This is a genomic window from Halobacillus sp. A1-3 (genome assembly GCF_050971765.1).
Lineage (GTDB): Bacteria > Bacillota > Bacilli > Bacillales > Halobacillaceae > Halobacillus > Halobacillus mangrovi_B.
In genome coordinates this window covers 57,358-80,715 of sequence record NZ_JBPCEO010000008.1, presented here as the reverse complement: position 1 = coordinate 80,715, position 23,358 = coordinate 57,358, and the positions used below count along the sequence as shown (strand labels likewise).

Annotated in this window: 17 protein-coding genes; 11 read left to right on the top strand and 6 right to left on the bottom strand. The window is 42.9% G+C overall.

From position 1 onward, the window contains the following. The first annotated feature begins 17 nt into the window (after nucleotides 1-17). Genes ACRYKC_RS14650 through metH form a run of 4 tightly spaced genes read left to right on the top strand, consistent with a single transcriptional unit; the run spans nucleotide 18 to nucleotide 7,617 of the window. Nucleotides 18-1,139 carry a methionine biosynthesis PLP-dependent protein gene (locus ACRYKC_RS14650; protein WP_433807616.1) on the top strand — a complete coding sequence of 374 codons (1,122 nt, stop codon included), beginning with the start codon at nucleotides 18-20 and terminating at the stop codon, nucleotides 1,137-1,139. Then, entirely contained in the window at nucleotides 1,136-2,332 is a 1,197-nt protein-coding gene (gene metC, locus ACRYKC_RS14645) for a cystathionine beta-lyase (RefSeq protein ID WP_433807614.1), read from the top strand. The genes ACRYKC_RS14650 and metC overlap by 4 nt, the downstream gene beginning before the upstream one ends. Then, nucleotides 2,319-4,181 (top strand): bifunctional homocysteine S-methyltransferase/methylenetetrahydrofolate reductase, encoded by a 1,863-nt coding sequence (locus tag ACRYKC_RS14640; protein ID WP_433807612.1) that lies wholly within the window; start codon nucleotides 2,319-2,321, stop codon nucleotides 4,179-4,181. Before metC ends, ACRYKC_RS14640 begins: the two co-directional genes overlap by 14 nt. After that, nucleotides 4,162-7,617 (top strand): methionine synthase, encoded by a 3,456-nt coding sequence (gene metH, locus ACRYKC_RS14635; RefSeq protein WP_433807610.1) that lies wholly within the window; start codon nucleotides 4,162-4,164, stop codon nucleotides 7,615-7,617. Before ACRYKC_RS14640 ends, metH begins: the two co-directional genes overlap by 20 nt. A gap of 32 nt (nucleotides 7,618-7,649) precedes the next feature. Here the strand turns inward: metH and ACRYKC_RS14630 are convergent, their stop codons facing one another. After that, entirely contained in the window at nucleotides 7,650-8,684 is a 1,035-nt protein-coding gene (locus ACRYKC_RS14630) for an NAD(P)/FAD-dependent oxidoreductase (RefSeq protein WP_433807608.1), read from the bottom strand. A gap of 174 nt (nucleotides 8,685-8,858) precedes the next feature. On the opposite strand from ACRYKC_RS14630, the gene ACRYKC_RS14625 reads away from it, so the two are divergent. The 6 genes from ACRYKC_RS14625 to ACRYKC_RS14600 all read left to right on the top strand — a co-directional run bounded on the left by ACRYKC_RS14625 (nucleotide 8,859) and on the right by ACRYKC_RS14600 (nucleotide 16,588). Next, on the top strand, nucleotides 8,859-9,173 hold the full coding sequence (locus tag ACRYKC_RS14625; protein WP_433807606.1) for a PadR family transcriptional regulator: 315 nt from the start codon (nucleotides 8,859-8,861) through the stop codon (nucleotides 9,171-9,173). After that, complete coding sequence (gene chrA, locus ACRYKC_RS14620) at nucleotides 9,174-10,352, top strand: chromate efflux transporter (protein ID WP_433807604.1); 1,179 nt, start codon at nucleotides 9,174-9,176, stop codon at nucleotides 10,350-10,352. Between the two features lie 130 nt (nucleotides 10,353-10,482). Further along, nucleotides 10,483-13,305, top strand: coding sequence for a sensor domain-containing phosphodiesterase (locus ACRYKC_RS14615; RefSeq protein ID WP_433807602.1), 2,823 nt, complete (start codon nucleotides 10,483-10,485; stop codon nucleotides 13,303-13,305). After that, entirely contained in the window at nucleotides 13,306-14,940 is a 1,635-nt protein-coding gene (locus ACRYKC_RS14610; RefSeq protein WP_433807600.1) for a thiamine pyrophosphate-binding protein, read from the top strand. It abuts the gene before it with no gap. A gap of 95 nt (nucleotides 14,941-15,035) precedes the next feature. Beyond that, nucleotides 15,036-15,527, top strand: coding sequence for a PCYCGC motif-containing (lipo)protein (locus ACRYKC_RS14605; RefSeq protein ID WP_433807598.1), 492 nt, complete (start codon nucleotides 15,036-15,038; stop codon nucleotides 15,525-15,527). A gap of 113 nt (nucleotides 15,528-15,640) precedes the next feature. Continuing rightward, entirely contained in the window at nucleotides 15,641-16,588 is a 948-nt protein-coding gene (locus tag ACRYKC_RS14600) for a nucleoside hydrolase (RefSeq protein WP_433807596.1), read from the top strand. Nucleotides 16,589-16,627: 39 nt separating this feature from the next. Here ACRYKC_RS14600 and ACRYKC_RS14595 read toward each other — a convergent pair whose 3' ends face one another. The 5 genes from ACRYKC_RS14595 to ACRYKC_RS14575 form a co-directional block, all read right to left on the bottom strand. Further along, nucleotides 16,628-17,155 (bottom strand): RNA polymerase sigma factor, encoded by a 528-nt coding sequence (locus tag ACRYKC_RS14595; RefSeq protein WP_433807594.1) that lies wholly within the window; start codon nucleotides 17,153-17,155, stop codon nucleotides 16,628-16,630. A gap of 13 nt (nucleotides 17,156-17,168) precedes the next feature. Next, complete coding sequence (locus ACRYKC_RS14590; protein WP_433807592.1) at nucleotides 17,169-19,151, bottom strand: DUF6449 domain-containing protein; 1,983 nt, start codon at nucleotides 19,149-19,151, stop codon at nucleotides 17,169-17,171. Next, nucleotides 19,126-20,025 carry an ABC transporter ATP-binding protein gene (locus ACRYKC_RS14585; RefSeq protein WP_433807590.1) on the bottom strand — a complete coding sequence of 300 codons (900 nt, stop codon included), beginning with the start codon at nucleotides 20,023-20,025 and terminating at the stop codon, nucleotides 19,126-19,128. The genes ACRYKC_RS14590 and ACRYKC_RS14585 overlap by 26 nt, the downstream gene beginning before the upstream one ends. Continuing rightward, the gene (locus ACRYKC_RS14580; protein WP_433807588.1) at nucleotides 20,018-20,395 is read right to left on the bottom strand and encodes a GntR family transcriptional regulator; all 378 of its coding nucleotides are present in this window, start codon (nucleotides 20,393-20,395) and stop codon (nucleotides 20,018-20,020) included. The genes ACRYKC_RS14585 and ACRYKC_RS14580 overlap by 8 nt, the downstream gene beginning before the upstream one ends. A gap of 767 nt (nucleotides 20,396-21,162) precedes the next feature. Continuing rightward, a complete protein-coding gene (locus ACRYKC_RS14575) occupies nucleotides 21,163-21,759 on the bottom strand; it encodes a flavin reductase family protein (RefSeq protein ID WP_433807586.1) in 597 nt (198 codons plus the stop codon). Nucleotides 21,760-21,907: 148 nt separating this feature from the next. Here ACRYKC_RS14575 and ACRYKC_RS14570 point away from each other — a divergent pair, with 148 nt between their 5' ends. Further along, nucleotides 21,908-23,323, top strand: coding sequence for an alanine/glycine:cation symporter family protein (locus ACRYKC_RS14570; RefSeq protein ID WP_433807584.1), 1,416 nt, complete (start codon nucleotides 21,908-21,910; stop codon nucleotides 23,321-23,323). The last annotated feature ends 35 nt before the right edge of the window (nucleotides 23,324-23,358 follow it).

Sequence of the window (23,358 nt, the reverse complement as noted above, 5' to 3'; positions counted from 1 at the left end):
AAAAAAGGAGAATGACGATGAACACCCCTCATACGGATACAAAATTTGTGCAAACTGGAAATCGAAACGAGGATCCTACAGGAGCGATCAACCCTCCCGTCTACTTTTCTACTCCTTATCGACATAAGGGGATCGGGCAATCTACAGGTTTTGATTACTCAAGAACAGGCAATCCAACACGAAAAATTTTAGAACAGTCGATCGCAGACATCGAGGAAGGAAAAGCGGGATTCGCCTTTAGTTCTGGGATGGCGGCAATTCAAACGGCACTATCCCTTTTCAGACAAGGAGATGAAATACTTGTTTCAGAGGATTTGTACGGAGGGACTTATCGTTTGTTCGAACATATAACGGAACAATCTGGAGTAGTTTTTCAATACTGTGCCAGTCAGAACTTATCAGGGCTTAAGGATTTACTTACACCAAAGACGAAGGCTGTTTATATTGAGACACCTACCAATCCTCTGATGCATGTAGCGGATATTTCGGAGATTGCACGTTTTACCAAAGAACATAACCTGCTGTTGATTGTCGATAATACCCTATACACTCCCCTTCTTCAGCAGCCATTAAAAGAAGGCGCAGATATCGTCATTCACAGTGCAACGAAGTACCTCGGTGGTCATAACGATGTACTGGCTGGTCTACTGGTAGCGGAAGATGAAGGAATTTGCGAAAAGCTCGCCTTTCATCAAAACACCTCAGGAGCCGTGTTATCCCCTTTTGATTGTTGGCTGTTAATGAGAGGGATGAAAACTTTACCGCTTCGCATGAGGCAGCACGAATCTAACGCCAAAGCGATTGTAGAATACTTGGAAAATCACGATGCCATTACAGACGTTTTATATCCCGGGAAAGGCGGTATGATCTCTTTCCGCTTACAAGAAGAAGACTGGGTCGACCCATTCCTCAGCCATCTGAATGTCATCAGCTTTGCTGAAAGCCTCGGCGGAGTGGAAAGTTTCATTACGTATCCAGCCACCCAGACCCATGCAGACATTCCGGAGGAAACGAGAACCTCTTACGGTGTATGCAACCGTTTATTGCGGTTTTCAGTAGGAGTTGAACATATTGACGACTTGATTTATGACCTTGATCAAACACTTGCCAATTTGAAAAAGGAGGAGACGATCAAATGACTGATTATTCTTTGCAGACACGCCTGCTTCATAACGACCATAAATTCGATAAGTATACTGGGGCGGTCAGCGTCCCTATCCAACAGGCATCCACATTTCACCAGATTGACTTTGATGAACCCGGAAAATATGATTACAGCCGCTCAGGGAACCCGACAAGAGAAGCATTGGAAGAGGCTATTGCGGGTCTTGAAAATGGTACAAAAGGGTTTGCGTTCGCCTCAGGCATGGCGGCCATTTCCACATCCTTCATGCTTTTGTCTCAAGGCGATCATGTCGTGATCTCAGAGGATGTGTACGGAGGTACTTTCCGTATCATCAATGATGTTCTACACAGGTTTGGAATCGATCACACCTTCGTAGATATGACAGATCTGCATTCGGTCGCTACAGCGATTCGTCCGAATACAAAACTTTTATATATCGAAACGCCTTCCAATCCACTACTTAAAATTACAGACATTCAAGCGGTTGCTAAGCTTGCAAAAGCGAATGACTGTTTAACCTTCGTTGATAACACGTTCATGACACCAGCGCTTCAACAGCCTTTAGATCTAGGCGCAGACCTTGTGCTTCACAGTGCAACGAAGTTCATTGCCGGACACAGCGATGTTGTAGCTGGTCTTGCAGCAACCAACAGCGAGCAAGTAGCTGAGAAACTATCATTCTTACAAAACTCGTTCGGATCCATTCTTGGGGCACACGATTCCTGGCTCGTGTTACGAGGGCTTAAAACTCTCCATTGCCGATTGAATCAATCCGCAGCGTCTGCCCTTACAATTGCAGAATTTTTAGCGAAGCATCCGCTTGTGGAGGAAGTTTATTATCCTGGCTTTACTGCTCATCCTGGTTATTTCACTCATACGTACCAGAGCAAGGGTGCGGGAGCCGTTCTGTCGTTCCGCTTGAAGGACGAAGAAGCCGTAAGACAATTGACGAAACACATGAAGATTCCAGTCTATGCCGTCAGCTTGGGAGCTGTGGAGTCGATCCTCTCTTATCCTGCCCGCATGTCCCATGCATCCATGCCCCCAGAGGAGCGAAGAAAACGTGGCATTACAGATGGACTGCTTCGCTTGTCTGTTGGACTTGAGAATCCAGAAGATCTTATTGAGGACTTCAAGCAGGCTTTTCAATATTTGGAACAGCGGCCAAAAGTGGCAGATTGGGGGATTTCGCGTGAAGCTAAATGAAGCGTTACAGCACCAAACACTCATTGGAGACGGGGCAATGGGGACCCTTCTTTACTCATATGGGATCGATCATTGTTTTGAAGAATTGAATCTATCTCATCCAGAAGAAGTGTTAAATGTTCATAAGGCCTATGTGCAGGCCGGAGCTGATGTGATTCAAACAAACACGTACGGAGCGAACTACGTCAAGTTGCAGCGTTATGGTTTGGAGGATCAAGTGAAGGAGATCAACTCTGCTGCTGTGAAATTAGCGAAACAGGCGGCAGGCCCAGACACCTATGTTGTCGGAACATTAGGAGGCATTCGAGGCATCCAAAAACAAGCTGTTTCTCTTGATGAGATAAAGCGCAGCTTCCGTGAACAGCTCTACTGCTTACTCTTTGAAAAAGTCGACGGCTTACTGCTCGAAACCTATTATGATCTGGAAGAACTTTTTACAGTGATTGAGATTGCTAGAAAAGAAACCGATCTACCTATTATCGCTCAAGTTTCGATGCATGAACCGGGCGTACTCCAGGATGGCACTTCCCTAACAGGAGCGCTCAAGCAGCTTGAAGATAAGGGGGCATCCGTTGTTGGAGTGAATTGCAGGCTTGGACCTTATCACATGATTCAAGCTCTCGAAGAAGTACCACTGCCCGAAAAGGCCGTCCTGTCTGCTTATCCAAATGCCAGCCTTCCTGGTTTTCAAGATGGACGTCTCGTTTATTCTACAGAACCAGGTTACTTTCAAAAGAGCGCTCAAGCTTTATATGAACAAGGTGCCCGCTTAATTGGCGGGTGTTGTGGTACGACACCAGAACATGTGGAAGCCATTGCACAAAAAGTCAAAGGCAAGAAACCGATTGAAAAGAAAGATGTTTCTGTGAAACAGCCAGAAGCCATTGAAGTAGCTGAAAGGGAAAACCGCCCTCCCCATTTACACGAGCTTGCTTCAAAAGGGCGTTCCATTATAGTCGAACTCGACCCACCAAAACGATTGAATACAGACAAATTTTTTGAAGGCGCAAAAGCTTTGCAGGAGGCAGGCGTCGACTCTGTTACACTAGCAGATAACTCGCTTGCTTCCCCACGGATCAGCAACTCAGCTATGGCATCGATCATTCAATCGAAATATGGAATCAATCCTTTAGTTCATATCGCCTGTCGTGACCGCAATCTCGTAGGCTTGCAATCTCACTTGATGGGACTCCATACACTAGGGATTACAGAAGTGCTTGCCGTCACAGGGGACCCAACTAAAATTGGGGATTTCCCTGGAGCCACTTCTGTCTATGATCTCTCATCCTTTGATTTGATTCACTATATTAAGCAGTTGAATAAGGGCATTTCGTTCTCTGGAAAGTCCTTAGGTCAATCGACTTCTTTCTCCGTAGCCGCTGCTTTCAACCCGAATGTGAGAAACTTGAACAGAGCAGTCAAGCGACTTGAGAGGAAGTTGTCTTATGGAGCGGATTACTTTATCAGCCAGCCTGTCTTCAACCAGCAGCAGATCATTGAAACCTATGAAGCTACGAAACATATATCGGCACCGATTTATATCGGGATTATGCCGTTAACGAGCTTGAGAAACGCTGAATTCCTTCATAATGAAGTACCAGGAATGTCTCTCTCCCCTGATATTCTCGAACGGATGGAGAATGTGAATAATGATCGTGAAAAAGCACAAGAAGAAGGAATTGCGATTGCAAAATCACTGATTGATACAGCACTGGACTTATTTAACGGGATCTATTTGATCACCCCGTTTCTCCGCTATGAAATGACAGTAGAGCTGACTCATTACATTCAGGAGAAAACGAAAGAGCGCGAAGAAAGGAAGGTTACTGATGGGATCCACATTATTTGAAGAACAACTGGCTAAGAAAATACTCGTCTTAGATGGAGCAATGGGGACGATGCTTCAGCAAGCCGACCTTTCTGCCGAAGACTTTGGCGGAGAAGCTTATGATGGCTGTAACGAATACCTGAACCTCACGTACCCATCTCTTTTAGACTCCATTCATGCGGCTTATCTGGAAGCGGGAGCAGATATCATAGAAACAAACACATTCGGGGCGACAGACCTCGTTTTAGATGAATACGACCTCGGATACTTAGCTGAGGAAATCAATATAAAGGCCGCACAAATCGCAAAAGAAGTGGCCAGCCGCTATTCTACTCCTGAGCAGCCCAGGTTCGTTGCGGGAGCGATGGGTCCTACAACGAAAACATTATCCGTAACAGGCGGCACTACCTTTGAGGCTTTGAAAAATTCTTACGAAGAGCAGGCAAGAGGTCTGATTACAGGCGGGGTTGATCTTCTTTTGTTAGAAACTTCCCAGGATATGCTCAATGTGAAGGCCGCATTCCTCGGAATCACAGCAGCGAAGGAAGCTTTGAACGCGAATCCTCCTCTCATTATTTCTGGAACAATCGAGCCGATGGGGACGACTCTCGCTGGACAAAATATTGAAGCTTTTTATTTATCACTAGAACATATGAACCCAGTGGTGGTAGGTCTGAATTGTGCGACTGGTCCAGAGTTTATGCGGGATCACTTAAGGTCGTTGTCTGACTTGGCGACAACGAACGTAAGCTGCTACCCTAATGCGGGTTTGCCAGATGAAGAAGGGAATTATCATGAAACGCCAGAATCACTAGCCACTAAAGTGGCCGGTTTTGCTGAAAAAGGCTGGCTAAACGTGGTTGGGGGTTGCTGCGGGACGACACCCGATCATATTCGTGCTATTGCAGAGGCTGTTCAACCACTGACTCCAAGAACGGCTCCAGCTTCTCACCCTCATGCCGTCGCAGGGATCGAGCCGTTTATCTACGACGACAAAGACAGTCGCCCTATTCTAGTCGGAGAACGCACAAACGTTATCGGTTCACGCAAATTCAAGCGTCTGATAGCAGAAGAAAAATTTGAAGAAGCTTCTGAAGTGGCAAGAGCTCAAGTAAAAAAAGGTGCTCAAGTCATCGATATTTGCCTTGCTGATCCGGATCGCGATGAGGAAGCCGATATGGAAGCTTTTATGAAGCATGTCGTCAATAAGGTAAAGGTTCCGCTTGTGATCGATTCCACCGATGAAAAAGTCATTGAGAAAGCTCTTTCTTATTCACAAGGTAAAGTGATTATCAATTCGATCAACTTAGAGGATGGCGAGGACCGCTTTAAAGAAGTCCTCCCTTTAGTCAAAAAATATGGAGCCGCCGTAGTCGTAGGGACAATTGATGAAACAGGAATGGCGGTAACAGCAGAAAGAAAACTTGAAATTGCAAAGCGTTCCCGAGATATTCTCGTAGGTGAATACGGCCTCAACCCTTCGGATATTATTTTTGACCCACTCGTATTCCCAGTCGGCACAGGGGATGAGCAGTACATCGGATCTGCGAAAGAAACGATTGAAGGCATCCGGCTGATTAAACAACACCTCCCTGAATGCCAGACCGTTTTAGGTATTAGTAACGTGTCTTTCGGCCTTCCTCCAGTAGGGAGAGAAGTATTGAATGCCGTTTATCTCTATCACTGTACAAAAGCAGGATTGGACTACGCCATCGTCAATACGGAAAAGCTTGAGCGATATGCTTCAATTGCTCAAGAAGAAATCGACCAGGCGGACGAACTGCTTTTCAAAACAACAGATGAAACGCTCGCAAACTTCACAGCCTTTTATCGCGGGAAGAAAAAAGAAGTCAAGGTGCCGACGGAAACGATGACACTTGAAGAACGCCTTGCCCACTACGTCGTTGAAGGTACAAAGGAGGGACTTCTTCCTGACCTAGAAGAAGCACTCCAAAAATACGATGCTCCATTAGGCATCATTAACGGACCACTTATGGACGGTATGGCTGAAGTTGGACGGTTATTTAACGATAACCAATTAATCGTCGCAGAAGTCCTTCAAAGTGCTGAAGTAATGAAAACGTCTGTCGCTTTTCTCGAACCGCACATGGAGAAGCAGGATTCTTCGAATAAAAAAGGAAAAGTGCTGCTTGCGACGGTTAAGGGAGATGTCCATGATATCGGAAAGAATCTCGTGGAAATCATCCTTAGCAACAACGGATTTGAAGTTGTCGATCTCGGCATCAAAGTAACACCTTCCGATTTAATTAAACAAGTCCAAAGTGAAAAGCCGGACATAATCGGCTTATCAGGGTTACTCGTAAAATCAGCTCAGCAAATGGTTTTAACAGCACAAGATTTAAAGCAGCAGAAAATCTCATTACCGATCTTAGTCGGCGGTGCTGCTTTGTCCCGAAAATTTACGAATACGAAAATTTCGGCGGAATATGAAGGTCCGGTTTTATATGCCAAAGATGCCATGGATGGACTCTCTTTATCAAATCAGCTGAGTAACAAAGAAAGCAGAGAAAAGTTGCTGGATGACCATAAAAAGAAACAGGAAAAAGCTCTATCACGTACTGCTGTGCAAACACCATCTGCAGAAGGAGGTACAGCCGTAGCTGTAAAACCAAAGTCAACGGTTTCAACAACAGTCCCTGTTTTTCACCCTCATGATTTCGAGAAGCACATCATTAGAGATTACCCTGTTGCTCAAATCGAGCCTTTTATCAATATGCAAATGTTAATTGGTCATCACCTTGGACTAAAAGGCAGGTTTTCGAAACTATTAGCGGAGAAAAATGAAAAAGCTGTACGTTTAAAAGAAGTTGTTGATGGTTTATTGATGAAGGCAAAAGTGGAGAAATGGATCAGACCTTCAGCTATTTATCAATTCTTTCCTGCGCAATCAGACGGAGATGATGTCCTCATTTACGATCCAAATGATAAAACGACCGTCATTGAGCGCTTCACCTTCCCCAGGCAGCCGAAGGAGCCTTTCCTCTGTCTGGCAGACTATTTGCGCTCTGTTTCAAGCGGGGAAATGGATTACGTCGGTTTCTTCTCCGTCACTGCTGGAAAAGGCATTCGTCAGCGAGCCGTTGAGTTGAAAGACAACGGTCAGTACTTGGAAAGTCATGCTTTGCAGGCGCTTGCTCTTGAGACTGCTGAAGGATTAGCCGAGCATATCCATCAGCTGATGCGGGATAAGTGGGGCTTTCCTGATCCAACTGATTTCACGATGCAAGAACGCTTCTCAGCCAAGTACCAGGGCCAGAGATATTCCTTCGGTTATCCAGCTTGTCCGGATTTGGAGGACCAAAGGAAACTCTTCCAGCTGATTCGACCTGAAGAGATCGGTGTAGAATTAACAGATGGTTTCATGATGGAACCTGAAGCGTCTGTAACTGCCATGGTATTCGCCCACCCAGAAGCTCGCTACTTTAATGTACATTAAACAAAAAGCCTCCCAAACACGGGAGGCTTTTTTCATTGATCTGCATATTTGTAGATCACCGTACTATACACTTGTGATTTTGCCTTGGGGTCCAGGTACATGGCCGCACTATTGACCGCTGCCATGGCTTCTGTAAAACCAGTAGCAATCAGCATCGTTTTACTTGGATAGATAGCGGCATCACCAGCAACAAAAATACCTTCAATATTCGAGCACATATCCGTACCGACAGGAATTCGGCCTTTCTCTGTTTCGAGTCCCCATTCAGCATACATGCTTTTTTCGATATTCAAGCCTTCATAAACGAGGATGTGATCGACTTCTAACTCAGCTCCGTCCTTCATAGTCACACTCTTCATTATTTGACCGTCTCCATTGAGCTTCTCCACTTCCTGATTCAAATGAATGCTCACAGAAGAGGCTTTCAACTGATCCATGTCATGCTCGTACACGGCTTTGAACTCTTCGACGCGATTGATTAAATGAACTTCATCTGCGATGTTTTCTAAGGCAAGAGACCAGTCAATTCCGACACGGCTCTGAGAAATGACCATTATCTTTTTCCCTTCATACTGCTTTCTGTTTTGGATCGTATAATGGATCTGCTTTTTTTCGTAGGTTTCGCTGCCCTCTACTTGAAGAGGCTGCATATCAAAAGTACCCATTCCTGAAGCGATGATCACAGCTTTAGAGAGGTGTTCCCCTCCACTATCGTTTTCCAATCGAAAGGTTCCGTTTTCCGTTTTCTCAATAGACTTGATCTTCTCCCCTTTCGCCATTACCGGGTCAACAAGGTTCGCTTGATCTTCTACCTCTTTTACAAGTGCTTCCCCAGTCACTCCGGGAAAGCCCCCGACATCATAAATTTTCTTTTCAGGATAGAAAAACGATACTTTCCCTCCAAAATCCGGCTGATATTCGATGACTTTCGTTTTCAAATCGCGCATTCCACTGTAAAAAGCCGCATACATCCCCGTCGTCCCACCGCCTATGATGGTTACATCAAACACTTCACTCATGCGAATCTCCTCTTCCATTTTAGCAATATATGTATAGGTATCAATCATTTAATGAGTCAATAATGAGAATCATTATCACCTATAAAGTATATCGAGTTTCACCCAAAGATTCAAGACTGCTTACTGAAACGTAAAGATTAAGTAAAGGTTTTAATTAAACTATTGTATTTGCACTTGTAATATCGTACTATGATATCGGATTTCGATATTGGAGGTGTTTGTATGCTTCGCGATTTTTTTCTAGGTTCGATCAAGATTCATATTCTTTATCACGCAGATGTCGAACCCATTTATGGAGCTTATCTAATGGAAGAACTCGCCTCACATGGCTACGAGATCAGTCCAGGTACGCTCTACCCAACATTGAAAAACCTCCATGCCAATGGGCTGCTTCATAAATATGAAGAAACCGTTCATGGGAAGATCCGCAAGTATTACACAATTACAGATAAAGGGCGCAAAGTCCTTGAAGAAGGCAAGCAGCAAGTCAGAGAGCTTGCTCAGGAAGTCTTAGAAGAAGATTGGAGGAAAAGTTAAATGGACAAGCCAAAGGGATCTTTACTGGAAATATTCAAAGCCTCTACAAAACTTGGGTTCACCTCTTTTGGCGGACCAGTGGCTCACCTGGCCTATTTTAAAGATGAATATATCGATAGAAGAAAATGGCTGGATGATAAGACTTATGCAGATATTATTGCATTGTGCCAATTCCTTCCTGGTCCTGCCAGCAGTCAGGTCGGAATCTCGATCGGGATGCTGCGCGGTGGATTGCTAGGTGGAATTATCTCATGGATTGGATTCACCGTCCCTTCTATTTTAGTACTTATTCTTTTCGCACTAATGTATCAAACCTATGATATCGGTGATGCACCATTCATTCACAGTCTGAAAGTGGTGGCCGCTGCGGTTGTCCTGCACGCGTTAATTGGTCTTGGTAAAAAACTGACCCCAGATCGGCCAAGGATTGCCATAGCACTCGCCTCGGCGTTCATCCTGCTGTTATATCCTTCTGCCTGGATGCAAATTATAGTGATTCTTGCAGCAGGACTGTTGGGATTAAAACTGTTCTCTGGTTTAGCGGAATCTAAAATTCAGCCATTCCCTGTCACCTTTTCAAAAAAAGCAGGGATGATATCACTCAGTGTTTTAGTGACTCTATTAATTACACTACCGATTATAGCAAGAAATACCGACAACTTACTTATACAGTTGTTTGATACATTCTTCCGTGTCGGTTCTCTTGTATTCGGCGGGGGCCATGTTGTCCTTCCAATGCTTGAACGAGAAGTTGTCCCAACAGGTTGGCTGACAGCAAACGAATTTCTAGCTGGATATGGAATGGCGCAGGCAGTGCCTGGCCCCTTATTCACTTTCTCCAGTTATCTTGGAACGATGATCGAAGGTGTGGTTGGAGCTGTTGTGGCAACGGCAGGAATCTTCCTTCCCTCTTTCCTTTTCTTAATTGCAGCGCTGCCTTTCTTAAATGAACTTAGGAGAAGGCCAGCATTCCAAGGAATTTTGACCGGAGTAAATGCAAGTGTAGTAGGAATCCTGCTTGCTGCTTTTTATGATCCTGTCATCGTAAGTTCTATCCTTGATGGGTCTGATTTTGCATTAGCCGCCATCTTATTTGCTTTGTTACACTTTTTCAAAGTTCCTGCGTGGGCGATTGTACTCATTGGTGTCGCAGGCGGCACAATGCTATCCTATTTATAGAAATTAGGCACAAAAGCACAACTTTTGTGCCTTTTCTTTTTTATAAAGGAAAAAACAAGTAAAAAAAGCAGGAATATCGATACAGAAGTCGAACTTTATCAAAATATGGAGTCTTTTAGGGGGGTTAAGAATGGCTGAAGAGCAAAGCAGATATTCTCGTCTTGCAGAAATCACTAAGCTGATCAATATGAAGCTTGATTTACGCGAAGTCCTACAGCACGTGGTTACAGCCATATCCGAAGAAATCATGCGATGTGATTCAGTCGGAATTTACTTACCCCAGGAAGACGGAACGTTTAGGGGGTATGTTGGGAAACCGGAAGTGATTAACGGAATGACACTGGATATGCACGTCGTCGATCCTGAATATGACCTTCTGATGAAAGAAGTCATTGAAACACGTACTTCTATTTACATTCCCGATACATCCAAAGACAGCCGTCCGGACAAACGCGCGGTTGAAGCTTTTAAAATCAAATCTTTACTCGTCTCCCCCATCTATTACGAACAAGAGCTCTATGGTCTTGTCTACTTGTTTGATTACGGCATTCCGATGAATCTCACCCAATCAGAGATTGAGTCTGTAGAAGCTTACGTCAATATGGCTGCTGTCGCCATCAGGAATGCGAACAACTTAACTAGGAAACAAGCACTAATAGAAGAAAAACAGTTGTTATTAAATGTTACTCGCGACCTCTCTCTATGTTCATCTTTACAAGAAGCGCTGGATCGCTGTTTCTTTTACTTAGGAAAAGTGTTGAACAATCAAAACATAGGTGCACATTTTGTCGACCCTTTTGCTGAACGACAGATCAGACCTGCAAGCTTGAGTAAAGATAGTGACTGGACGGAAGAGGAATGGATGGAGACACATTATCAGTTGAAAGTAGACCATTCGAAAGACAGGCTTTTCAAAGAAGTCATCGATACGAAACAATCGCTTATGGTTCCAGACGTCTCCAAAGATGAGCGCGTCAACGAGGACGCTTGCAGAGTGTTCGGAATCCAAGCGATGTATATGATTCCTCTCGTTGCTGTCGGAGAGGTTCTTGGGACCATCACCGTTGTGAACTTGAAAGAAAAAGGCTATTCGTTCTCACGCTCAGCTATGCAATTAGCCGAATCCATTGTGGATGCCACAGCCCCTGTACTATCCAACTTAATTTATATGGAAAAACAAGAATTAATCATCCAGCAGCGTACGTCTGAATTACGGCAGAAGAATAAGGAGCTTGAAGGGGCTTTTACGGAACTTAAACAAATAAGTCAGGAAAAAGAATTGATTTTGAATTCAGCAGGAGAGGGCATCTTCGGTATGGATCTCAAAGGAAGGATCACTTTTTCCAACCCTTCAGCTACCGAACTTCTTGGGTATGACTATGAAAATGAAGTGATCGGATTATGTTTTTATTCCATCCTAAAATCAGAGTTGTTGGCGATGGATCAATTTTATGATTTTGCTTCCTACGAAAAAAGCAAAAAAAATCGTTCTCACACCGATGAATACTTTATTCGAAAAAACGGGGAGCTTTTCCCTGTCGAATATGTGATTACTCCCCAAAGACAGGAAGATAAAACGGTCGGCTATGTCACTACGTTTAAAGATGTGACGTCCCGAAAGCAAATGGAGGAAAAGATTCGATACCATGCGTACTACGACAGTATTACTAACATCCCTAATCGTGTTCTATTCCAGGACCGTCTGATCCAAGCCTTAACATTTTCGCAAATGCATAACAGATCTATGGCGATTTTGTTTCTTGATTTGGACCGCTTTAAAAAAATCAATGATACGTTTGGTCATGGGTTCGGAGACTCTGTTCTCAAAGAAGTGGCCCACCGTCTGGAAAAGGTTATCCCGAAGGAAGCGACAGTTTCAAGGCAGGGTGGAGACGAATTCATCATCCTGCTTCCAAGTGTAGATGGACAGAACGAAGCGATCCATTGTGCAAAAGGAATTCTTAACGCTTTTTCCAATCCTTTTATGATCAACAATCAAGAGATCGCCATTAAAACAAGCATTGGAATTAGCCTTTATCCAGACAACGGGATCACTGCGGAAACACTTGTGAAACACGCAGACGTTGCCATGTACAAAGCAAAAGAAATGACAGGAAATCAGTATCAAGTCTACACCCCAGATATTGAAAACCGTTCCCTGGAAACCATTCGACTGGAAAACGACTTGTACAAAGCGCTGGACCAGGGAAATGAATTCACGCTTTACTATCAGCCTAAATTCGATGTGCGTTCTCACACAATTATTGGAGTTGAAGCTCTCATACGATGGAAGCACCCTTCTCTTGGACTGCTGCCTCCTAAAGATTTCATTCCTCTTGCAGAGGAAACAGGCTTGATCACTAAACTGGGAGAATGGGTGTTGGAGGAGTCCTGCAGGCAAATGAAAGAATGGTACGACAACGGGTTAACTAATCTTTCCGTATCAGCTAACTTATCTCCTCAGCAATTCAAACAAAATGATCTAATAAGTATTGTTAAGAGGATTTTAGAGGAGACAGATCTCCCCCCTCAAAACCTTGAACTAGAGCTTACGGAAAATTTGATCATCCATAATACTGAAAAAACGTTATCAATGATTCAAGCTTTGAAAAGACTTGGAGTCAAAATTTCCATCGATGATTTTGGTACAGGATTTTCTTCGCTTGGATACCTAAAAGATTTTCCTGTCGACACCTTAAAAATAGATAAAACCTTCATCGATGACATTACCATCAATGACAATAACGCAGCTATAACGAATACGATTATCACGTTAGCTAGAAGCCTTCAGCTCGATGTCATAGCGGAAGGTGTGGAAACAAAAGAACAAATAGATTTCCTTAAGCATAACGGCTGCTATCTCATTCAAGGTTTTTACTTCAGCCGTCCTGTTCTGCCAGACCAGTTTGTGGAGAAATACACTAAAATCTCTAATAAAAAGGGGGAAAAATAAATGAAATCAGTTCGTGCTGTATTGGATTATCTCGTCTCAGGTGACATATCCTACATCTTCGGTATTCCTGCTGGATCCGTTAATGCTTTCTTTGATGAACTTTACGATACTCCATCGATTACACCGATCATTACGAAACATGAAGGAGCGGCATCCTATATGGCTGCTTCTTACGCCAAGTATTCACAATCGTTAGGAGTTTGTATCGGAAGCAGCGGTCCAGGAGGGACAAACCTTATTACTGGAGCGGCAAACGCCATGCGCGAACACCTTCCTGTCCTATTTTTAACTGGAGCTGTACCTGTAAATACAGTTGGTCTTAACGCATCTCAAGAACTACACGCTGACCCTCTTTACCAGCCCGTGACCAAATACAGTAAACGTGTCGATCATGCGGAAGATCTTCTGCCAGAAATTCATAAAGCTGTTGAAATTGCATTAACGGGAGTCCCAGGTCCTGTTCATATCGCTATGCCGATTGATGTTCAACTAACAGACTTAGCTCCACCAACAACCCCAGTATTCCCTGCTCGACAACCACTTCTTCCAGAAGATGAGCTCATTCATGAAGCAGTCAAACAGTTAGCTTCTGTTAAGGATGGCTACATCTTTTTGGGACAAGGGATCCGTGGTGCTGTCGGTGATGTGCTGGAGCTTGCCGAAACCTTAAATTGGCCAATCGTTACATCCCCACAAGCTAAAGGGTTAATTCCAGACGATCACCCCTTGCTAAGAGGCATCTTCGGTTTCGCTGGCCACGAGACAGCGTCAGAATTGATTAATGACATCCGAACAGAAGCTGTGCTCATATTAGGCTCAAGCCTGGGTGAAACAGCAACAAACAACTATAATACAAATATCACAAAAGAACGTTACACTATTCAAGTCGACTTTGACTCTTCTGTGTTTAATCGGAAGTATGCAGTGGACCTAGCCATCCATGGGGATATTTCTGTGACCGTCTCCTCCTTGATTACAGGGTTGAATGGATTAGGATGGTCACAACGCAGAGATTTAATAAATGAACGTGAACCTCAGACCCTTACGGATGAATACAATACTTATAATGTTTTAATGTCGTTACAGGATAAGCTGCCTTCCTCTACTAGATATACTATCGATATCGGAGAGTTCATGGCTTATGTCATCCACCATATGAATGTAGGAAGTGAGGATTCCTTCGATATCAATGTCCATTTTGGAGCAATGGGAAGCGGTATTGGCAGTGCAATCGGAGCCAAACTTGCCGATCCTAGCCGCCCTGTAGTGAGCATTACCGGTGATGGTTGTTTCTTCATGCACGGGATGGAGATCCTAACAGCGAAAGAATATCAAATCCCTGTCCTGTTTATTGTAATGAATAACGCGAGGCTCGGTATGGTCCATCATGGACACGCTCTCCAATATAAACGCGCCCATGAACGCTTTGGCCAGGAACCTGTAGATATATCTCAAATGGCTGCCTCTCTTGGAGTTCCGAGCGCTCGAGTAGAAAGCTTGGAAGATTTGACAGTAGCAACATTAGATCACCTGCAATCAACGAAAGGACCTGCTGTTTTAGAAGTGGCCCTGGTCGATAATAATCCCCCCCCTATGGGAGATCGCGTCAAATTCTTATCCTCGTTCGGTAAATAAAATGTGTCTAAAAGAGTAATTTCTTTAATAAGGATTGATTCTTCAAATGGCTCTCTTTATGATAGATTTAGATATTTTTAAAGAGGGTGCTTACTATGAAATGGAAAGGAATTCTTATTATTGGCTTAATCCTCGGTAGTTTTCTGACTGGCTGCAGCTCGGACGAGGACTCTACCTCGCAAAGCGGTGAGGAAACCAACACCGAACATGTGAACGGAGATCTACGTGAAGAAACAGCCGATAAGGATAAACTGCCCGCATTCCTTAATGATAAAAGCGAAGACATGCAAACACTATATACCGCCGTTTCGCAAAATAAGGATCTCTTAGAGAACATGCCTTGCTATTGCGGATGCGGAGAAAGTGTTGGTCACAAAAACAATTATGACTGCTTCATTCATGAGAATAAAGAGGATGGATCCGTTGTTTGGGATGACCACGCAACTAAATGTGGTGTCTGTTTAGAAATCGCTGCACAGTCCATCATTGATCATCAAGAAGGAAAATCCATCAAACAAATCAGACAAGATATCGATCAAACTTATGGTGAAGATTATGCAGAACCAACCCCCACTCCTGAAGTTTAAATCAAACCAACTGTCTCTTTAAGAGACAGTTTTTTATTTGGACGTATTAGATACATAAACTTCCTTTTAGAAAAGTAGAATGTTATAAAAGTAAAATATTAGGAAGTGCTCCTATGAAAAAAATCCTAATCTTCGCTGACCCTGGTGTAGATGATGCCTTTGCTATCATGTACGCCCTTCTTCATCCCGAGCTAGAAGTCGTCGGCATTGTTTGTGATTATGGAAATGTCAGCCATAGTGCAGCCTGCAGAAATACAAACTTTCTGCTTAAACTTGCCGACAGAGAGGACATTCCTATTATTAATGGCTCCTCTACGCCTCTCTCAGGAACAGATCCACAATTATTCCCTGAGATCCATGGGTATAAAGGTATTGGAGGACTTGATTTAACTCACGTGCAGCCTCCTCTTCCCTATCCATTTTATAAAATCTATGAGTTAATTGAACAGTACGCGCCAGAGCTGACGATAGTCAATTTATCGAGACTGACCTCACTTGCGAGGGTGTTTATTGAAACAGGAAGCTGGATTCAGCAAAAAGTTAAAGACATCTTAATTATGGGCGGTGCTTTTTTGGTACCAGGAAACTGGACCCCGCTTGCTGAAGCCAACGTTTGTGGAGATTCACAAGCAGCCTGGGTGGTTGCCTCAAAGGGTAAGAACATGACGTTTGTCCCTCTCAATGTCAGCAATCGGGCGATAATCTCAAATAAAATGATTGATCACCTTTCTACATACACTCAAACTCCTTTCACCCCAATTCTGAAACCGATTATGGATTTTTACAGCAACAAGTATAAAGAGATTATCCCGGGCATCCAAGGTGCCCCCTTACATGATGTGACCTTACTCTCTTATCTGACAGACAAGGCATCTTTCCTACTCGTCCAAAAACAAGTATTTGTTGTGACAGATGGGCTTGCAAATGGAATGACCTTCGCTGATTTCCGTCCAGATCCAGAAATGGTCCCAACCTACCCTGTAAATCAAATCATGCTTGATTTTAGCATGGAACAATTTCAAAACGATTTTATGAAAGTCTTTTCCAGAGATCGACCTTAAAACAACCAAAAAGGCTCCACTATGTGGAACCTTTTTTATTTAGGCCGGATAATTATGGCCTGTGATTTCAGCCATTAAAGCTTTCATCGTCTGTCTCGCCCGGTGAAGTCTTGATTTTACAGCTGAAGAAGTCACATTTAGTTTACTGGCAATCTCTTTTTCATTTAACTGCTGATAATAGCTAAGTTGAAAAACAACTCTCAATTTTGGAGCAAGCGTACTGACTTTTTTCTTCATACGCTCTTCGAGATCAATGCGGTTAAACTCAGCTTCAACATCAGAGCTATCAAAATTCGAAGAGGAATGGAGACTATGCAGCTCATCGATCGGCAACATAACCAGCTTCTTATCTTTTCTAAGCGTGTCGATCGCCTTCCTGGAAGCAATGGTTGAAAGCCAAGCTCCAAGCTTCCTCTCTTCCTGCACCTCTCCTAATTTTTCATAAGCTTTTATAAACGTTTCTTGGAGCACGTCTTCGGCCTTGGCAGGATCCTTCGTTACTTTAACAGCTGCATAGTAAACACGATGATAATGCTGGTTATATAAATCAGTAAAGTCAATCTTCATGATTTGTTCTCCTTCATTGCTTGAAATGATTTTTTATAAATTCAGGAGCGTCCTCTTCAGTAAAGCTCAAAACGTCATAAAAGTTGGGATCATGTTCGTAATAAACACCAACTAAGTACTCGCCATTGCCTCTGTCGTGCGAACCTTTCATCACCTGAGAGAGTTTTTCTTCTTCCGTTACGGTCCAGGCCTCATTCCCTTGCGATTTCATTTGTTCGTAGGCCACACGGTCAGGCACATTCCCAGGACTACCCCAGGGCAGAATTTCAACACGAGCGATATCTTTTGGCTGAATGATCACTTGCTCATAAATTCCTTCATTCTTTAACCACTTGATCGTGTTGTTATAAGAAGGATAGATAGAGATGTACTCACTGTCCTCTCCCTCTATGACCAAATTCCCATCAGTTCTTAAACCTCGCGGATAAGCCATTTCTTCATAGGATAAGTTATAAAGGTCTTTTCGATAGCTTTCTAAAAAGCTTTCAATCTTTTCAGAATCTAGCAGATTTACAGGCTTTGGAGCCTCCGAATAGAGCGGTTCAAGCGTTACTTTTTGAACTTCACTTGCTTTTGTTTTCAGAACAGGATAGTTCAATTCCTTATATTCTTTCACTTTTGAAACTTGTGCAAGTTCTTCATTAAAGAGCGATTTATCAACTTCATAGTAACGATAAACTTCTTCCCCATCTTCCAACTGATAAGCAATAAAATAGAACCTATCTCCTCGATCTAATGACTGATCCTTGTTTATAAACTCTCTGTGTAATTGACGTACAGCAGCTATCCCTTCTTCACTTCGAATTAAGGAAGGATCATTTTGGGACAAGGTGTCTTCGTAATGGTGATATCCATTGCCAAAAAACACCGCTTCAATTTCAGATTTCTCCGGAACATACGATTCATAATTCAACCAGAAAAGCGGAAGAACAGTGATTAATAGAGCTGTCAAGACCCCGTAGGCAGCCAAACCTTTCGCTTGCTTCATGGAAAAAACTCTCCACGTTTTCTCGATCAACATGACTGAAAGGAGATAACCCAATGCTCCCCCAAAGACATATCCAGCGATAATCCAAGAATAAGTATTTTGCAAGTCACTGAAGTACAACCCGCCAACAAGCGCAAAACAGAACGTCATTCCATATTTGAGTACGGGTTTTAAAGAAGTCAATGTAACGGCAGAAGAAGCTGATTCTAGCTGACGCTTTTGGTATATGAGTCGGGCTAGAACGTAAAAAACAAGACTGAGAACAACGTATATTCCCAGATCCAGATAGCCGACAGGGAGATACTCTGACTCATTTCGCAAAGGATAGTACTCTAATACATTTACAATCGGAGAAAACCTTTGGAATGAGCTATCCATGACTAACCCCGCTGAAATCCCATTCACATAAAAATGAATGTGATAGGAAACGAGCAGCACAAACCCAGCTGGAAACAGCAACAGGATATAAGTCAGGATACCTTGAACAGCAGATAACCCTGTCCAGGTGCCGACGAACACGCCAGCCATAAAAGTAAGTACGGAAACGGTGACCATTAGTAACGTCCAATATCCTAATTCACTAAACGAATAAAAGTCAGACACATCAACAAGCCAGAGAAACAGTAGGAGCATAAAACTAATCATTAATATTGGAAGGATTAACAAAAACAACCCTGAGCCCAAATGATAGTTAAATAGCTTTTCTCTTCGTACAGGCAGACTATGAATAAAATCAGAAGCCTCTTTCACATGCAGGTAGCGAAAAAGAAAGATCGCCATCAACACCGGCATGATAAACAAAAAGAAGGCTTGGATCTCAAACGTGAATGTTGTAGAAAATAACCCGGCATCACTAGGTTCAACCCCATACTCTGAATTGAGAGCCATCATCAACTGCAAGGGGATAGTGAAGAAAAGGCCAAGCAAATAAACAATACTAATCCAGCCTACATTTCGAAAGTCCTGCTTGAACAATTCTTTTCTAAACGAGGACGTTTTCAATGGCATAACCGGCACCTCCCATTTCGTAAATAAAGATTTCCTCTAACGTAAGCGGAAGACGGTCATATACAACCGGATTGAATCGGTTGATGATCTTACTGACTTCTCTTTCGCTTCCTTTTACAATCAAAAGCAGCACACTGCCGCGACGTTCTTGATATACAATGTTCAGATCACTCCTTAAGATCTGTTCATTTCCTTCTTTGAATGCCACCTGCACTTTATGGATGTCTTCTTTTAAATCATCAAGGTCTCGTTCAAGAAGCAATTCGCCATTATGTAGGATACCGACGTGATCGCAAATATCCTCCACCTCTCTCAAATTATGAGAAGAGATAAGAACCGTCATCTCACGGTCTGCCACATCTTGAAAGATCAAGTTTTTAATTTTCTTTCTCATCACAGCATCTAGACCATCAAACGGCTCATCTAAAATCAGAACATCTGGCATGACTGACATAGCCAGCCAAAAAGCCACTTGTCTTTGCATACCTTTTGAAAATTGACTGATCTTTTTATTTTCATTCAAATTAAAGAGTGGCTTTAATCTCTCATAACGTTCTTCATTCCAATTCTCGTATATACCGCGATAATAGTTAGCCATTTGTTTCACTGTGTATTGTGGTAAAAAATATAGAGCATCCGGCAAGAAAACCATTCGCTGCTTGATTTTGTCATTTTCGAAAATCAGTTCATCCAAAACACGTACGGTTCCCGTATTCTGTTTTAAAATCCCAGCAACCGTTCGCATCAATGTGGTCTTTCCTGCACCGTTTGAGCCTAACAGACCGTAAATGGATCCTTTTTTCACATGGAAACTTACATGTTTAAGGATTTTTTCCTTCTCATAAGATTTATCTACACTTTTAACCTCAATCATCTTGTTCCCCTCCTTGGACTTCATGGAGAAGCGCTTCGATTTCTTCTGAAGTCATCCCAAGATAAATGGCCTCAGCAAACAATTTCTTCAACTCTTCTCTCACTTTTTTCAACTCCTCCGCATTTTTGGACGGCTGGACAGGATTAACGAAACTTCCCTTGCCTTTCACCGAGTAAATATAACCTTGTGATTCAAGCTCTCTGTATGCTTTCTGGATAGTATTGGGATTGATTGTGAGCTGCTGTGCAAGGTCTCGAACAGAAGGAAGTTTTTCGTCTTCTTTCAATACGTCGTTAATAATGAGCTGTTTTAATTTCTCTACCAGTTGTTCGTAAATGGGTTTTCGACTTCTAACGTCGAGTTCGAACATGTACACACCCCCGTCCTGCTAATCTATGTTTACTGTATTAACTGTATTAATATTCATAGTACAGTTAGTAGTATAGCTAATTTACTTAAATTTGGAAAGGACTTTTTCAGTTTTTTTGAAACTCTTTCCTTCCTCCCACTACAGCCCCCTTATCCTGAAGACTCAATTCATAGACTTTCTGGAGCCGTTACCATATTAGGAGTAGGGATTGGCTGGAAAATGACTCGCTTTCCTGCGGGGGAACTGGCAAGCCTCCTCGTTCGCTTATGCTCTCTGTGGGGTCTCGCCTAGTCCCTTCTCCCTCGGGAGTCTCGACATTTTCCATCCAAACCATATGTTAATTAGAAACGGCCCATGTATCACCAGCATGATTTTTAGTATCAAAAGTCTACAAATGATAAAGTTATCGATTTAATTTTTGTCGCTTACTTTTCAATATAGGTAGACGTGATAATATCAAGTATTTCTCACTTCAAGGACGTTTCCTTAACTCAAGATAACAGCTAGGAGATCCGGGAAATGGTGAGACTCCTGTGGGATGAGCATGACAGGTGAGACCCCGGAGAGCGCTAACTCGAGGAGGCTCAGCGCATGCCCACGGAAAGCGAACCATTTTTCGGTTCTCCAAGCACTGGTCATAATAAAGGAAACCCTCAAACCAAAATTATCTCTGAATCGAGTCTCCCACGGTCCTGCTATTATCCTGAATAAATCGATACGTATTACTATGAAAAAAATAAAAAAGCACCCCGATAAGGGTGCTTTTGTTATTTGGACAAATCTTCATTTGGCAGCGTGTAAAATTCACGTATATAACTGTAATCGCCAGCCATTCGACCGACAGGCCTTAAGTGATAAGGATCGACCTTATCTTTTTCCATATAAACCTCATCTTGAATATGATAGCCAACGACTTTTCCTAGAATAAGACTGTTCGATCCTAATTCTATAATCCGGTCCAGTTCACATTCCATACTCACAGGTGCATCAGCAACCTTAGGCACATCAACGAACGCACCCTTATCTACCTTTATTCCTGCGATCGAAAACTCATCCTCTTCTGGGGTATAAGCTTTGCTGCTTTCATGCATTTGATTTGCCTGCGATTCAGATACGATATTGACGACAAATTGTTTCTTTTCCTTTACATTCGTCAATGTATCTTTTTCACGGTCCACACTCCCAACAGAAAAACAAAGAGTAACCGGATCCATAGATGCAACTGTAAAAAAACTGAATGGTGCAAGGTTTCGAACACCGGAAGCACTGACTGAGGATACCCAGGCGATTGGCCTTGGTACGACAGCACCTTTGATCAGTTTGCTCATGTTATGATTACTAAACTGTTCTTTACTTATGATCAAGCAGCATCTCCTCCTATGACTTCATATACCTTTATCATACTTGATTCATCATAATTCTCATAAAATTAGATTCCAGTTTTTGTTTAAAACGGTCGGTTTAGGGAATATATGGGATAAAATTGTTATAAAATCGAAGGAGGTCCTTTTATTGGGACAATTATGGAGTTCAATTGTGGAACTTATTTCAACGGTATCCGATTTTCTTTGGATTTACCTGCTATCCGCTATTTTAATTTTTGGAGGTATCTTCCTTACCATTAGAATTAAATTCTTTCAATTTCGTTTCTTCGGGCACGTCCTCCATCAAACCATCGGACAAATCTTCAAAAAGACAAAAGCAAAAGGAACGATCACTCCCTTTCAAGCATTTACATCAGCATTAGCCTCTACAGCAGGTGCTACAAACATTGTCGGGGTGCCTATCGCCATCTCGCTAGGTGGGCCTGGTGCTTTATTTTGGATGTGGCTAGTGGCGTTGATCGGCATGGCCACAAAGTATTCCGAGATTCTGCTTGGAATGAAATACAGGGAAAAGAATGAGAAAAATATCTGGGTCGGGGGCCCACAATACTACATAAAAAAAGCCCTTGGCTGGAAATGGGTATCTAGCGCCTTTGCTTTTTTCCTGATGCTCGAATTGATCCCAAGTACAATGGTGCAGTCTAACTCGATCGCCACCCAAACAGAGGGAGCATTCGGCTGGCCTGTATATATCACAGGAGCTGTTATGTGTGCAGCTATAGCCATTGTCGTATTTGGAGGAATACAACGAATTGCCAAAGTAACCGATAAAATGGTTCCAGGTATGGTATTGATTTATATTAGCGTCTGTCTCTACGTAATAGTAGTCAACGCTGATCAACTTCCTAATGTCTTCGGCCTTATCTTTACCCACGCATTCACACCTATTTCAGCGGCCGGCGGATTTGCAGGTGCAGGAATTGCTCAAGCTTTACGTTGGGGTACAGCGAGAGGCTTGTATTCAAATGAAGCTGGAATAGGAACAGCCCCTATTGCTCACGCAGCAGCGAAAACCGACCATCCATCAAGACAGGCCCTATGGGGAATCTTCAGCGTATTTGTCGATACAATTGTCATCTGTACAATTTCCGGTTTGACTGTTTTAGTGACAGGCGCCTGGAGAGAAGTTGGTGGTAGCGATGCTTCCAATATGATTAACATAGCGATCGGCACCGAATTTGGTGACGCTTTTGGCGGTGCTTTCATCACTGTATTTCTTCTGTTCTTTGTTGTAACGACAATCGGAGTCCTAACCTTTTATGGAGAGAAACAAGCCGAATATCTATTCAACTTGAAATTTGCCAAAGGTATGAGAATCGTTTACATCTTATCCGTATTTGTAGGAGCCATAGGTGGATTGAAATTCGTTTGGCAGTTCTTAGATCTTTTGTTGGCCTTTGTACTGTTGGCAAACATCATCCCTCTTCTTTTCTTACACAAGGAGATTGCACAATTGACGGATGACTACGTGAATAGGGTCTATAAAAAACGGACGAAGAAAAAAGACATTCAGCTGTTTCATGAAGAGGAAGATGCCAGTTAGCGAAAAGCTTTGCATATAATTTTTTGTTAAAGAAG

Coding starts and splice junctions, on each gene's coding strand:
- ACRYKC_RS14595 (WP_433807594.1), bottom strand. CDS start 17,155: ATGAAGATTGACTTTACTGATTTATATAACCAGCATTATCATCGTGTT.
- chrA (WP_433807604.1), top strand. CDS start 9,174: ATGGACAAGCCAAAGGGATCTTTACTGGAAATATTCAAAGCCTCTACA.
- ACRYKC_RS14580 (WP_433807588.1), bottom strand. CDS start 20,395: ATGTTCGAACTCGACGTTAGAAGTCGAAAACCCATTTACGAACAACTG.
- ACRYKC_RS14590 (WP_433807592.1), bottom strand. CDS start 19,151: ATGCCATTGAAAACGTCCTCGTTTAGAAAAGAATTGTTCAAGCAGGAC.
- ACRYKC_RS14605 (WP_433807598.1), top strand. CDS start 15,036: ATGAAATGGAAAGGAATTCTTATTATTGGCTTAATCCTCGGTAGTTTT.
- ACRYKC_RS14610 (WP_433807600.1), top strand. CDS start 13,306: ATGAAATCAGTTCGTGCTGTATTGGATTATCTCGTCTCAGGTGACATA.
- metC (WP_433807614.1), top strand. CDS start 1,136: ATGACTGATTATTCTTTGCAGACACGCCTGCTTCATAACGACCATAAA.
- ACRYKC_RS14585 (WP_433807590.1), bottom strand. CDS start 20,025: ATGATTGAGGTTAAAAGTGTAGATAAATCTTATGAGAAGGAAAAAATC.
- ACRYKC_RS14650 (WP_433807616.1), top strand. CDS start 18: ATGAACACCCCTCATACGGATACAAAATTTGTGCAAACTGGAAATCGA.
- ACRYKC_RS14625 (WP_433807606.1), top strand. CDS start 8,859: ATGCTTCGCGATTTTTTTCTAGGTTCGATCAAGATTCATATTCTTTAT.
- ACRYKC_RS14630 (WP_433807608.1), bottom strand. CDS start 8,684: ATGATTGATACCTATACATATATTGCTAAAATGGAAGAGGAGATTCGC.
- ACRYKC_RS14615 (WP_433807602.1), top strand. CDS start 10,483: ATGGCTGAAGAGCAAAGCAGATATTCTCGTCTTGCAGAAATCACTAAG.
- metH (WP_433807610.1), top strand. CDS start 4,162: ATGGGATCCACATTATTTGAAGAACAACTGGCTAAGAAAATACTCGTC.
- ACRYKC_RS14600 (WP_433807596.1), top strand. CDS start 15,641: ATGAAAAAAATCCTAATCTTCGCTGACCCTGGTGTAGATGATGCCTTT.